This is a genomic window from Fictibacillus halophilus (assembly GCF_042680145.1).
GTDB classification, from domain to species: Bacteria; Bacillota; Bacilli; order Bacillales; family Fictibacillaceae; genus Fictibacillus; species Fictibacillus halophilus_A.
Genome location: NZ_JBHTNQ010000001.1, coordinates 2,185,447 through 2,198,553, shown reverse-complemented (window position 1 = coordinate 2,198,553; position 13,107 = coordinate 2,185,447). Strand labels below are relative to the sequence as shown.

Here is a 13,107-nt window from a genome sequence, read left to right as displayed (position 1 = left end):
AGGTGCGAGACTCTTGCGGGATCAGCGGGACAGGTGAGACTCCTAAAGGCGCAAAGCGCGAGGAGGCTCACCGCACGCCCCGCGGAAAGCGAGCATCCTGGAGCGGAAATCAACATCTACAATTGAAACAATGTTTACGGAAACAGCCTTTTTTATATTTATAGAAGGAAAACAGATCAAGATAGCGTAAATCCTTTTAAGTACCTTTAACTGAGTTGGCTCAAACTGAAAAGGGAGAGATATCTATTCATGTACAAAAAGGAACAATACTTATATAGGAAAGAAAAGAATGTAAAAGCAATTGTCCGAAATTATGTGAAAGAAGATTTTGATGAACTAATTCAAATACAAAAGGAAAGCTTTCCGCCTCCATTTCCTTCAGACCTATGGTGGAACGAAGAACAGCTGAATAATCACATCACACTCTTTCCAGAGGGAGCATTATGTGTGGAGATTGACGGAGTTCTTGCGGGATCCATTACCGGGCTGCTAGTAGGCTTTGATCCTGAATCTCCAAAGCATACTTGGGAAGAGATTACTGATAGCGGCTATATTAAAACACATAACAAAAAAGGTAATACTCTTTATATTGTTGATATATGCATACGTCCCTCTTTTAGAAAACTTGATCTCGGCAAACTTCTTATGCAATCCATGTATGAGGGAGTCATACATTTGAATCTTGATCGATTGTTAGGCGGGGGAAGAATGCCCGGCTATCATAAGTATGCAAATGAACTGACGCCAGAGCAATATATTGAAAAAGTAGTGAATGGAAAAATATATGATCAGGTCATATCATTTCTGCTGCGCTGCGGCAGAACACCTCTAGTACTAGTACCGGGATACCTAGAGGATGAAGAGTCCCATCATTATGGTTTGCTGATGGAATGGAAGAACCCTTTTAAGTCTGGCTGCTAAAATACATTACTGCTGATTTTTTACTTAATCCAGCGGTTATTATAAACTATAAAAAAGGTTAAAGGAGGAGCGGCATGCCATTAACAGAACGCGAAGAACAAATTTGGCTGGAAATCAAAAACTGGGAAGATAATTTTTTCACATATGAACCAACAGATTTTGGACGTACATATGAAAAATGGGCAACAAGACAGATGGATCTTTTATCAGAAGAGATGCAGGAAACAATCGGTGAATATGTTGATTCTGTTCTTTTTCATATCCATGCTCTTATACAAAATTCCCAATTTCAGCTGGATATGAAACAAAGACTCCTTTCTGAAGCGCGGGTCTTTCGAGATGATATTTTTGAAATTGAAGATTTAAAAAAATGTTCGATTGATCAATTATCTTATATGGCAGATCAGCAAATTGCACGCAACCGTATTTTATCTTTTTCTCAAGGAGGACTCGCCGGTACTGGAGGATTGCTTTTTCTAGGAACGGATTTTCCAGCTATGGTCGCTCTCGGTATACGGTCAGTTCAGTCTATTGCCATGCACTATGGCTATGATATTCAAAGACCATCGGAAATGATGCGCTCATTAAAAGTGTATCACGCAGCTACGATGCCGAAACGTTATCAGCAAGAAAAGTGGGATGAACTTATGGAAGAGCTTCGTGAAGAAGAAGATCCTATTTTTTATTCAGGCAAAGAGGTAATAGCTGATATATCATGGATGTCTCATCCTATACAGCAAATCGTAAAGATGATGGCGATCCTGCTTCTCAGAAAGAAGCTGACTCAAGGACTGCCGATTTTCGGTATGGCTGTAGGTGCTGTTATGAACTATCAGCAATCAAGAAAAATAACTGAAATCGCACATAAGTTTTATCAAAAAAGATATCTAAATGAAAAATATAACGGATAGGTGTTCATTTTATGAGTATACAAGAACATAAGGCGCTTGCACCGGAAAAAGCAAGATGCATGATTGTAACCGTAAGTGATACGAGAAATGAAGATACGGATAAAAGCGGCAAGCTCATCCGTTCATTCCTAATTGAACAAAATCATGACATTCGTGATTATAGAATTGTAAAGGATGACAAGAGCCTGATTCATGAAGCTGCTCAGACCGCTATTAAAGATGAAAATATTGATGTCGTCATATTTAATGGGGGAACAGGAATTGCTCAGAGAGATGTAACGATAGAATCCTTATCGACATTATTTGAAAAAGAAGTCACCGGGTTCGGGGAGCTTTTCCGTATGTTGAGTTATACAGAAGACATAGGGTCAGGAGCTATGCTGAGCCGTGCTGTTGCCGGTGTGCATGGGAAAACGGCCATTTTCGCATTGCCAGGTTCATCAGGTGCTGTAAAGCTCGGAATGAAAAAATTAATTTTGCCGGAACTTACGCATATCGTACAACAGCTGCATAAATAAAGCAGTTGTTGTTAACTTACTTCTATGAGAAGTGTTGATTTCCGCTCCAATCAACTTATCAAAGAAGAGTCTCCACAAATAATCCAAAAAGATTATCTTTTTAAAAATGCTATTTTCTTAAAGTTTGTTGCTTAAGGGTCAATTCTACTTGCAAGTTGATTGGAGTGCAAGGTGCGAGACTCCTGCGGGATCAGCGGGACAGGTGAGACCAATCAATGTCGCAAGGCGACGAGTGGGCTCACCGCACGCCCCGTGGAAAGCGAGCATCCTGGAACGGAAATCAACTACTTTTAAGAACCAACAATGTATGCAAAAACAGCCTTTAAGAAAGCCTAAATAAAAGAGGATGCATAAGCACCCTCTTTTTTCTATTTTATCCGTGTATTTTAGATGTTACCTGCTGGTTTAACCTGTACCAAAGCCAGAGATCATTAATGATGGATGCTTGGCATGCAATTTTTTCGTTAAATTCACAGGATAACTCAAAGTTTTCTTCTATAGATAACCGGTCTTGAAGTTTATTAATTTGTGTTTCAATTTCTCTAATTCGGTCTGGAATCGTGCCTCTAATCTTTTCCCATTGCAGCAGAATGGCTGCTTGTTCGGCCCTTTCATATGCTTCCCATGATTTATGCAAATTAGGAACTGAAATTCCAAGCTTCTCATCCCAAATAAAATTGTTATGCATCCGATCATCACCTCTCCCTCCATTGTACAAAAGGCGCAGCTGTGAAGCCAGAATAATCATTGATATTATTTTTATACATTTTTAAGAATAACCTTGCATTTTCTTCTCTCCTTTTGTTATAGTATGAATTATTATAAATGGTATTTTTATAAACAATTATGTATAAAAATAAATAAAATATACATTATCAGGTTTCAGGAGGAGAGATATCATATGGGAAAAAAGGTAGTTTTAGCGTACTCTGGGGGATTAGATACATCGGTGGCAATTCCGTGGCTGGCAGAAAAGGGCTATGAGGTAATTGCATTATGCTTGGATGTTGGCGAAGGCAAGGACCTTCCATTTATTCAGTCAAAAGCTTTATCGATTGGAGCTTCAGAATCTATCGTATTAGATGTCCAAAAAGAATACGCAGAAGAATATGCATTAGTTGCACTGCAGTCACATGCATTGTATGAAGGAAAATATCCGCTGATTTCTGCATTGAGCAGACCTTTAATCGCAAAAAAATTAGTAGAAACGGCTAAAAAATACGGAGCTACTGCAGTTGCTCATGGATGTACTGGAAAAGGGAACGACCAAGTTCGATTTGAAGTTTCAGTTGCAGCTTTAGCTCCGGATCTTGAAGTATTAGCGCCAGTGCGTGAATGGAGCTGGTCACGTGAAGAAGAGATTCAATATGCAAAACAGCATGATATTCCTGTTCCGATTAAAAAAGAAAATCCTTTTTCAATTGACCAGAACTTATGGGGAAGAAGCAATGAGTGCGGGATTTTAGAAGATCCATGGGCAGCTCCTCCAGAAGAAGCATATGAGATGACAGCTGCACTGGAAAATACACCAAATGAGCCTCAAATCGTCGAAATCGGATTCGAAAAAGGTGTTCCAGTTTCATTAAACGGAAAGAACGTTTCACTTGAAAAGCTTATTGATCAGCTTAACGAATGGGGCGGTGCACATGGTGTTGGACGTATTGACCATGTTGAAAACCGACTGGTTGGAATTAAATCACGTGAAGTGTATGAATGTCCTGCAGCTACGACCTTAATTAAAGCCCATAAAGAACTTGAAGATTTGACACTTGTAAAAGAAGTGGCTCATTTTAAGCCGATCATCGAAAAGAAAATGACTGAATTAATCTATGAAGGCCTTTGGTTCTCTCCATTAAATGCATCTTTAAAAGCCTTTTTAGAAGAAACTCAAACTTATGTAACTGGAACTGTGCGAGTTAAATTCTTCAAAGGCCACGCAATTGTGGAAGGAAGAAAATCACCTTACTCACTCTACGATGAAAAACTTGCTACTTATACATCTGACGACATGTTTGATCACGGTGCTGCAAAAGGATTTATCTCATTATGGGGTCTGCCGACAAAAGTTAGCAGCATGGTTCAAAAAAATGAGGTGAAAGTGTGAAAAAATTATGGGGAGGCCGTTTTTCGAAACAGCCGGAAGAATGGGTAGATGAATTTGGAGCTTCCATTTCTTTTGATAAACAACTAGCTAGTCATGACATTAAAGGCAGCCTTGCTCATGCCAAAATGTTATTCCAAAGTGGAATTATCGAAGAGAGTGCATATGAAAATATAAAAAATGGTCTTCAAGATCTTCAAGTACAAGAGCAGGAAGGCAAGCTGGATTATTCAGTAAAGTATGAAGACATACATTTGAACCTTGAGAAGCTGCTTACTGATCAAATCGGTCCGGATGGTGGAAAACTCCATACGGCAAGAAGCCGAAATGACCAAGTGGCAACTGATTTTCATCTTTTTGTAAAAGAAGAAACCCTGGTGATTATAGATCATATTAATGAACTTCAAAACTCGTTGCTGAATTTAGCTGAAGACCATGTTGAAACAATCATTCCTGGGTACACGCACCTTCAGCGTGCACAGCCTGTTTCATTTGCTCATCATCTATTAGCTTATTTTTGGATGCTTGAACGAGATAAAGAGAGACTGCAAGACAGTTTGAAAAGAACAGATATTATGCCGCTTGGAGCAGGTGCACTTGCTGGAACAACATTTCCGATTGATCGAAATGTAACAATGAACGAACTAGGATTCTCTAAAAAATATTTAAACAGCTTAGACGCAGTCAGTGATCGAGATTTTGCTATCGAATCCTGCAGCAATGCTTCCATGATCATGATGCATTTATCACGTTTTTGTGAAGAATTGATCCTCTGGTCATCTGAAGAATTTGGGTTTATCGAAATCAGTGACAGCTTCACAACCGGCAGCAGCATGATGCCGCAGAAAAAGAATCCGGATATGGCTGAGCTGATTCGCGGAAAAAGCGGAAGAGTATATGGTTCTCTTCTTTCATTGCTTACATTAATGAAAGGTCTTCCCCTTGCATATAACAAAGACATGCAAGAAGACAAAGAGCCGGTATTTGATGCTGTAAAAACAGTCAAAGGCTGCTTGAGCATTATGACTGGCATGATGAATGAAATAAAAATTAATGAAGACCGAATGAACAAAGCCGTCCATCAAGATTTTTCAAATGCAACAGAACTTGCAGATTATCTTGCGAAGAACGGGATTCCTTTTAGAGAAGCACATGAACTAGTAGGGCAGATGGTTCTAAATTGCATTCAGAAGGGATGCTATCTGCTAGATATAAGCCTTGAGGAATATAAAGAATGGTGTCCGATCGTAGAAGAGGATTTGTATGAGGCTCTTTCTCCTAAGAATGCAGTTGAAAAAAGAAATTCTGAAGGCGGAACCGGATTCCAAGCAGTGCGCCAGCAGCTTGAGGCAGCAAAATCAGCTGTATATATTTCCAGTAATTAACCGAGATAACTTTCTTCTTAAGACAGAAACTAATGACAAGGTTTCAATATCGAAGGAGGAAGTTATATGGAAAATGAGAAGCATCCTAATCAGCAGCTGGAATATGATCAAGAAGGCGAAATGACCGTTCATCAGCAGATTACTGAAGCTTACCAAAGCGGAGTTGTTGATAAAGTTGATCAAGGCCAGCAACGCACAAAGTTAGACGAAGAGGAAAGTCTTCAATAGGTAATAAAGTAAGGATAACTCGCAGGGAGTTATCCTTTTTTCTATTTTATATATATATCGCAGACGACATAATCACACGTTATTTCTAAAAATCGCACGTTAATTAAAATATAAGTGATTTTCGGCATGCTTCGACACGTACTCTCTCCCTATAATCACGTTCAATGAATGTTTCTATATTAATTCGGGAACATTAAAAGCTGTCTTACATATAGAAATAAATCCGTCTTTTTATTTTAGTTTTTTGGTGGTATGGTAACTATAGATATGAAGAAAAAATTTCCAATAACTTTCAGGGAGGGAATGCAGTGAAGATCGGTGTACCGACTGAAATTAAAAATAATGAAAACAGAGTTGCAATGACTCCTGCTGGTGTACTAAATTTAGTGGCGTCTGGCCATGAAGTTTTTATACAAAAAGGTGCTGGTATTGGATCTGGTTTTTCAGATGAAGAATATGAAGGTGCAGGCGGAGTAATTGTTGAGACTCCGACCCAAGCGTGGTCAATGGAAATGGTTATGAAAGTTAAAGAACCATTGCCGGAAGAGTACTGTTTTTTTCGTGAAGGTCTGATTTTATTCACTTATTTGCATCTGGCTCCTGAACCTGAATTGACAAAAGCTTTAACTGAAAATAAGGTAATCGGAATTGCGTACGAAACCGTTCAGCTTCCAAATGGAACGCTCCCATTATTGACACCGATGAGTGAAGTTGCTGGAAGAATGGCCGCACAAATTGGCGCACAGTTTTTAGAGAAGCCTAAAGGCGGACTTGGGATTCTGCTAAGCGGAATTCCAGGTGTAAGGCGCGGAAAGGTAACTGTTATTGGCGGTGGAGTTGTGGGAACGAATGCAGCTAAAATTGCTATGGGTCTTGGTGCTGACGTTACCATTATCGATTTAAACCCTGAACGTCTTCGTCAGCTCGATGATATTTTTGGTGTCGAGATCAATACTCTGATTTCGAACCCCCTTAACATAGCACTTGCTGTTCAAGAATCGGCTTTAGTTATTGGTGCAGTTCTAATTCCGGGTGCAAGGGCACCGAAACTGGTAACAGAAGAGATGATTAAGGGGATGCAGCCGGGATCTGTTATCGTTGATGTAGCTATTGACCAAGGTGGAATTTTTGAAACAGTTGATCGCATTACGACTCATGATAACCCTACTTATGAAAAACATGGTGTGCTGCATTATGCGGTGGCGAATATGCCTGGAGCTGTTCCGCGAACATCCACAATTGGTCTGACTAACGTAACGGTTCCATATGCATTGCAGATTGCTAACAAAGGATATATTAGAGCTTGTCTAGATAATGAAGCATTATTAAAAGGTATAAATACACTCGATGGCTTTGTAACCTATAAAGCAGTTGCAGAAGCTCATCAGTTAGACTACAAAGACGCAGGTTCAATTCTAGCTCAAAAACAATAACTGAAAAGAATAAAAGTCCGATTTTCAGCCTTTAATTCCTTCTGGCTGGAATCGGACTTTTTTTATGTCCTATAATAGGGTATGAAAAGGAAAGTAGGATGCAATAACGAATTCTATTATTTGAAGGAAGGTGTATTTATAATGAAAGTGACGTATCATGGACATTCTGTACTTGAAATTCAAACGGGTGAGCACTCCGTTTGGATCGACCCTTTTATTAATGGAAATGGTCAATGTAAAATCAGCGTTGAAGATATTAAAGCAGATGTAATTCTTTTAACGCATGGTCATAATGATCATGTTGGCGACACAGTGGAAATTGCAAAGAAAAATAACAGCTTGGTTGTTGCGCCGTTTGAACTTGCAAACTACATTGCTTCAAAAGGTGTAGAAACACACCCGATGCATATCGGAGGCAGCCGTAAATTTTCATGGGGAAAAGTTAAATTCACACAAGCCTTTCATGGATCTAGTTACGAGGAAGAGGACGGAACAGTCGTCTATACAGGTATGCCTGCAGGAATTTTATTCTCCTCTGACAATAAAACCCTTTATCATGCAGGGGACACTGCACTTTTTTCCGATATGAAAATGATCGGTGAACTGGAGAAACCTGACGCAGCTTTCTTGCCGATCGGAGATAATTTTACGATGGGACCAGAAGATGCCTTAATCGCAGCTAAATGGATCGGAGCTCCAATAACCGTTCCTATTCATTACAATACCTTCCCGCCTATCGAACAAGATCCAGAAAGCTCTTTTGTGTCCAAGCTTGGAAGTAAAGGAAAAGTGCTTCAGAGCGGTGAAAGCTTAAATATATAAATGATTCTAACCTCCCTTTCTATGCATACGAATGATAGTAAGGGAGGTTGTTTTATGAGTCAGGAAAAAATAGCAAAGTTACTTATGCTTGTCGTATTGTTTTACGTGGGATTACCTGCATTATCATTTGAAGGACTTACGATGCAAACCTTTTTTTCAGTTGCATGGACAGGGTTTGCTGGCATGCTGGTGTTAAGTTTACTGTTTAATAAAAATGAAGCTAGAAAAAGAACAGTTAAGAGACAGCCTTTTGTTAATCAAAAGTCACGTAAAAGGGTGCACATGGAAAGTTGAGTTTCTGTTCCATTGCCTGTATAATCTGTATTAGTCAAATAACTGAAACAGATAGATACAGGTAAAAGGAACGGTGAATGCAATGCTAACAAAGCATGAACAAATATTGCAGCATATTATTGAGCTTGATGTTGGGTCGAAAATCTCCGTTCGGCAAATCGCAAAAGATTTAACAGTTAGTGAAGGAACGGCCTATCGAGCGATTAAAGAAGCAGAAAACCAAGGGATTGTCAGCACGATTGAACGTGTAGGGACCATTCGCATTGAACGGCAAGCGAAAAGCAATATTGAAAAATTAACATTTGCTGAAGTTGTTAATATTGTTGAAGGACAGGTACTTGGAGGCCGAGCTGGACTTCATAAAACTTTGCACAAATTTGTAATCGGTGCAATGAAACTAGAAGCGATGATGCGCTATGTTGATGCGGGGAGTTTATTGATTGTCGGTAACCGTGTTAATGCTCATGAGTTAGGGTTGAAGGCTGGCAGCGCGATTTTGATCACCGGTGGATTTGACACAGAAGAAGAAGTGAAAAGACTTGCTGACGAATTAGAACTGCCGGTTATCTCTACGAGTTATGATACGTTTACTGTGGCGACAATGATCAATAAGGCGATTCATGACCGGTTAATTAAAAAAGATATCGTACTAGCTTCAGATATTCTAATTCCAATTGATGAAACACATTATCTTTTTCAGAACGATAAGGTCGAGCGCTGGCATGAACTTAACCGTGAAACAATGCATAGCCGTTATCCTGTAGTAGATCAATCGAATCGTGTAACCGGTGTAGTAACATCGAAAGATATTATTGGTGTATCCGAGGACATGAATATTGAAAAAGTGATGACACGATCACCATTAACCGTAACTGAAAAAACATCTGTCGCAGCATGTGCACACATGATGATTTGGGAAGGCATTGAGTTGCTTCCGGTTACAGGTTCTTCACATAAACTGATTGGAATCTTAACCCGGCAAGATGTGTTAAAGGCGATGCAGATGATGCAGAAACAGCCTCAAGTGGGTGCGACATTCGATGATTTAATCACGACAGAATTAAAAGAACATAAGTATGAGAATGAAGTTAACTTCACTTGTAAAATTACTCCGCAAATGACGAATCATTTAGGAACAGTTTCATACGGGGTATTAATGACGCTAGTAACAGAAACAGCTCGCAAGGCTTTAAGAAGAATTAAAAAAGGTGATGTAGTCGTTGAAAACGTAACCTTTTACTATATTAAGCCTGTTCAAATTGAGAGTGAAATACAATTTGTTCCAAGAGTGCTGGAAGTGAGCAGGAAATTTGGAAAAGTAGATGTTGAGATATATCATGACGGTAAGATTGCAGGTAAGGCTATGATGATGGCTCAATTAATCGATCACCGTTCTTAAAGTAAACAAATCAAAAGCAGCATTCTTTTAGAAACAATCTTTTCAAAGGCTGTTTTTCGTAAACTTTGTTGCTTTTGTAAGAGGTTAATTTCCGTTACAGGACTCGCTTTCCGCAGGGTGTGCGGTGAGCCCATTCGTCGCCATGCGACATTGAATGGTCTCACCTGTCCCACTCATCCTGCCGGAGTCTCGCCCTTCCACTCCAACTAACTTTTCATTGAAGCAATTTATGTCAAAATCTCTCAGCAGCAACAATCTTTTAGAAAAGAGCGTTTTTTTAAAATTGTTGTTTAAAAGACATCACTGACAAGTTGATTGGAGTGTAAGATGCGAGACTCCTGGGGGATCAGTGTGACAGGTGAGACACCTAAGGACGCAAAGCGTCGAGGTGGCTCACCGCACGCCCCCGGAAAGCGAGCATCTGAAACGGAGATCAACCACTTCCACGAGCAACAAAGCTAACGAAAACAGACAAAGAAAAAAGTCCCCTTCGGAGGGACTTTTTAATACTATTTTCAGTTCGTTTCTTTTGCTTCTTGACGAGCAAGTGTTAAAAAATGCTTGTACATTTTCCAGTTCATCAGTAAAAGAACGATTCCGTATGCCAGGAAAATAAGAGCAACCCACAGCTGAACACGGCCTTCTACAGCTGTTAATTCGTTTAAACCAAAGGAAGCTAAAAATGCCCCAAGCGCCATCTTTGCTTTTGTCCCAGTCCATTGTTTATAAAAAGGCTCTTTTGCACGTACTTCACGAACTTTATAAAACACATAAAGAGCAAAAGAAAGTATAATAAGGATAATAAAAATCGGCATTGAAAATTCCCCCAAGTATTTACTCCACTATATTGTAAACGTTTAAAACAAGAATTGCCACAACTAGGTGTAAAAGGAGTTCATTATGAAAGAGGAAATTTTAAATAAAATTAAACAATATGAACGAATTATTATTCACAGACATGTAAGACCAGATCCCGATGCGCTTGGTTCACAAGGCGGACTTGCGGCCATAATTAAGGCAAGCTTTCCTGAGAAGGAAGTTTATGCAGTGGGGGAAGAGGATGGTAGCCTTATCTTCTTAAATAAAATGGATACTGTCGAAGACGACATGTACAGAGGATCTTTAGTCATAATATGCGATACGGCGAATTCGCCAAGAGTCAGTGATACGCGCTACACTTTAGGTGAAACGGTTATAAAGATTGATCATCATCCTAATGAAGATCCGTATGGTGATTTAGTTTGGGTAGATACAGCGGCAAGCTCAACAAGTGAAATGATTATGGATTTTTATCTCTATGGAGCTGATAATGGCTTAAAGCTGAACAGTAATGCCGCGAGACTTTTGTATGCTGGTATTATTGGTGATACAGGGCGGTTCTTGTTTTCGAATACAACAGAAAAGACACATAGATATGCAGGAATGCTGATTGAAACAGGTTTTTCACCTTCTGAGATTCATGAGAACCTTTATAAAATTTCAGAGAAGCTGGTAAGATTAAATGGTTATGTTCTTCAGCATTTTTCAATTGTAGATGAATGTGTCGGTTATATTCATCTCACAGAAGAAACTTTAAAGAAATATGATGCAAGTGCCAGTGAGGCTTCACTTTTAGTCAATTCATTCTCGCATGTTGAAGGCCTGTTAGCATGGGTTTTCTTTGTGGATGAGCCTGATCAAATAAGGGTCAGACTTCGTTCAAAAGGACCGGTTGTAAATAAGATTGCAGCTAAGTTTAATGGAGGAGGACACCCTAGAGCATCAGGAGCTACTGTATATACGAAAGAAGAGACTCAGTCTGTTCTTTCAGAATTAAGGAAAGCTTGTATTGAATATAAAAACAAATAAAAAAGGCCTCATCGGGGGGCCTTTTTACACTTTCGAAGACTTGCAATCAAGCCTTACATTGTGTAGTTATTAATTTTTTTCTGGGGTAAACCAAGAGCCTAGATCAGTAACATCTTCATGAACTTTCAAGTTTAACTTAGCGAGCTCTCTTTTAATTAATTCTGCTACTTCTTTCGTTTCTGCGAAAGCAGAGAAACCATTCTGCAATTCTTTAACCTTTTCACGTGCAAGTTCTTTTCGATTAATAATCATTTTAGTTTCCCCCCAATATTCACTCTTTTAATAATATTGTATACAAAAAATGGGGTGAATGCTATTCTGCTGCCTAAAGATTCATAAAAACGTAATATTTAGACCATAATTTATGCATATTCATTCAATCACACGCGCAGAAATATAAATTCGCAGTATTCCCGTATAGAGATATAAGTGATCGATATTCACTTCATATTTTTGTTCATCATCAAACTGAAACAGTTTATTTTCGATAGCTTGTACGAGTAAAACGTGACTTTTTGCGATTGTCTCGGTATCCTCACCTATCAGATGCTCCAGATCATCCTCGACTGCTTTTGTTAAATGCAGTTTAGTCAGGTTAGACAATTTATCAGATGTGGTATTTGAAAAACGGACATTAATTTCATGCAGTTTAAATTTCTTTGCCAGTTCTTCATTTGCTTTCTTATCATCAGAAGTGAGAATTTCATTTTTTTTCTTATAATCATCTAACTCAGTCTTTTGTTCTTTTACTAATTGAATTAGTCGTTCATGCGCTAACCCGCCTTGAAAAAGGAAAAATGCCCAGCCAATGATGAAGCCGATGGCGACTCCTGCAAAAAAACGCTGATAGCCTTTTCGGTGATAGAGCGGCGGAATCCTCATTAGTTCATATGCTCCTGGCTTAGCCATTGAATTAATATAATTGCTGTATTAGCACCTGCAATTGCAACAAAGATATAAGTGAGCTGCTTAAAAATCTCAAAAGTTGCTCCAGTTTCAAAGCTTCTTTCAAAGTTTGATATGGTATCAAATGTACCTCCGATTGCTGCAACAATCGCCCAGATTTTTAGTTTTTTAGCCAATTCCATCATTTCGAGAATAGGGGCTTTTCCAACAAGAAATGCTGCGAGTCCGCCTATTAGCGCACCTCCTAGAAGCACACCAAATGCAATAGCAAAATCAAGAATAATATTTGCAAAAAAATCGCGTACCATGAGAACCCTCCTCTCTTATCCAATGTATGGATA

The 13,107-nt window shown here is 39.1% G+C and carries 16 protein-coding genes; 11 read left to right on the top strand and 5 right to left on the bottom strand.

What is annotated here, in order from left to right; translation table 11 throughout:
* Positions 1–249: 249 nt before the first annotated feature.
* The 3 genes from ACFQ4X_RS11315 to ACFQ4X_RS11305 all read left to right on the top strand — a co-directional run bounded on the left by ACFQ4X_RS11315 (position 250) and on the right by ACFQ4X_RS11305 (position 2,350).
* A complete protein-coding gene (locus ACFQ4X_RS11315; protein ID WP_379835194.1) occupies positions 250–921 on the top strand; it encodes a GNAT family N-acetyltransferase in 672 nt (223 codons plus the stop codon).
* A 74-nt stretch (positions 922–995) separates the two neighbouring features.
* Positions 996–1,832, top strand: coding sequence for an EcsC family protein (locus tag ACFQ4X_RS11310; RefSeq protein WP_379835192.1), 837 nt, complete (start codon positions 996–998; stop codon positions 1,830–1,832).
* A gap of 11 nt (positions 1,833–1,843) precedes the next feature.
* Complete coding sequence (locus tag ACFQ4X_RS11305) at positions 1,844–2,350, top strand: MogA/MoaB family molybdenum cofactor biosynthesis protein (RefSeq protein ID WP_379835190.1); 507 nt, start codon at positions 1,844–1,846, stop codon at positions 2,348–2,350.
* Positions 2,351–2,723: 373 nt separating this feature from the next.
* Here the strand turns inward: ACFQ4X_RS11305 and ACFQ4X_RS11300 are convergent, their stop codons facing one another.
* Positions 2,724–3,038 (bottom strand): hypothetical protein, encoded by a 315-nt coding sequence (locus ACFQ4X_RS11300; RefSeq protein ID WP_379835189.1) that lies wholly within the window; start codon positions 3,036–3,038, stop codon positions 2,724–2,726.
* A 213-nt stretch (positions 3,039–3,251) separates the two neighbouring features.
* Here ACFQ4X_RS11300 and ACFQ4X_RS11295 point away from each other — a divergent pair, with 213 nt between their 5' ends.
* From ACFQ4X_RS11295 to ACFQ4X_RS11265, 7 genes are all read left to right on the top strand, one after another.
* Positions 3,252–4,454: an argininosuccinate synthase gene (locus tag ACFQ4X_RS11295; protein ID WP_379835187.1), complete on the top strand. Its 1,203-nt coding sequence runs from the start codon at positions 3,252–3,254 to the stop codon at positions 4,452–4,454.
* Entirely contained in the window at positions 4,451–5,836 is a 1,386-nt protein-coding gene (gene argH, locus ACFQ4X_RS11290) for an argininosuccinate lyase (RefSeq protein WP_379835185.1), read from the top strand. Before ACFQ4X_RS11295 ends, argH begins: the two co-directional genes overlap by 4 nt.
* A 66-nt stretch (positions 5,837–5,902) precedes the next feature.
* A complete protein-coding gene (locus ACFQ4X_RS11285; RefSeq protein ID WP_379835183.1) occupies positions 5,903–6,064 on the top strand; it encodes a hypothetical protein in 162 nt (53 codons plus the stop codon).
* A 308-nt stretch (positions 6,065–6,372) separates the two neighbouring features.
* On the top strand, positions 6,373–7,497 hold the full coding sequence (gene ald, locus ACFQ4X_RS11280; protein WP_379835181.1) for an alanine dehydrogenase: 1,125 nt from the start codon (positions 6,373–6,375) through the stop codon (positions 7,495–7,497).
* Between the two features lie 141 nt (positions 7,498–7,638).
* Positions 7,639–8,319: a metal-dependent hydrolase gene (locus ACFQ4X_RS11275; RefSeq protein ID WP_379835179.1), complete on the top strand. Its 681-nt coding sequence runs from the start codon at positions 7,639–7,641 to the stop codon at positions 8,317–8,319.
* A gap of 54 nt (positions 8,320–8,373) precedes the next feature.
* On the top strand, positions 8,374–8,613 hold the full coding sequence (locus ACFQ4X_RS11270) for a hypothetical protein (RefSeq protein ID WP_379835177.1): 240 nt from the start codon (positions 8,374–8,376) through the stop codon (positions 8,611–8,613).
* Positions 8,614–8,695: 82 nt separating this feature from the next.
* Positions 8,696–10,012, top strand: a complete 1,317-nt coding sequence (locus tag ACFQ4X_RS11265) for a DRTGG domain-containing protein (RefSeq protein WP_379837148.1) — start codon at positions 8,696–8,698, stop codon at positions 10,010–10,012.
* A 515-nt stretch (positions 10,013–10,527) separates the two neighbouring features.
* Here ACFQ4X_RS11265 and ACFQ4X_RS11260 read toward each other — a convergent pair.
* Positions 10,528–10,827, bottom strand: a complete 300-nt coding sequence (locus ACFQ4X_RS11260; protein WP_066291637.1) for a YtpI family protein — start codon at positions 10,825–10,827, stop codon at positions 10,528–10,530.
* Positions 10,828–10,912: 85 nt separating this feature from the next.
* Between ACFQ4X_RS11260 and ACFQ4X_RS11255 the strand changes: the two genes are divergently transcribed.
* Entirely contained in the window at positions 10,913–11,860 is a 948-nt protein-coding gene (locus ACFQ4X_RS11255; protein WP_379835175.1) for a DHH family phosphoesterase, read from the top strand.
* 69 nt (positions 11,861–11,929) lie between these two features.
* Here ACFQ4X_RS11255 and ACFQ4X_RS11250 read toward each other — a convergent pair whose 3' ends face one another.
* The 3 genes from ACFQ4X_RS11250 to ACFQ4X_RS11240 all read right to left on the bottom strand — a co-directional run bounded on the left by ACFQ4X_RS11250 (position 11,930) and on the right by ACFQ4X_RS11240 (position 13,074).
* Positions 11,930–12,112, bottom strand: a complete 183-nt coding sequence (locus ACFQ4X_RS11250) for a hypothetical protein (RefSeq protein WP_379835173.1) — start codon at positions 12,110–12,112, stop codon at positions 11,930–11,932.
* A 120-nt stretch (positions 12,113–12,232) separates the two neighbouring features.
* On the bottom strand, positions 12,233–12,742 hold the full coding sequence (ytrI, locus tag ACFQ4X_RS11245; RefSeq protein WP_379835172.1) for a sporulation membrane protein YtrI: 510 nt from the start codon (positions 12,740–12,742) through the stop codon (positions 12,233–12,235).
* On the bottom strand, positions 12,742–13,074 hold the full coding sequence (locus ACFQ4X_RS11240) for a YtrH family sporulation protein (protein WP_379835170.1): 333 nt from the start codon (positions 13,072–13,074) through the stop codon (positions 12,742–12,744). The genes ytrI and ACFQ4X_RS11240 overlap by 1 nt, the downstream gene beginning before the upstream one ends.
* Positions 13,075–13,107 lie beyond the last annotated feature (33 nt).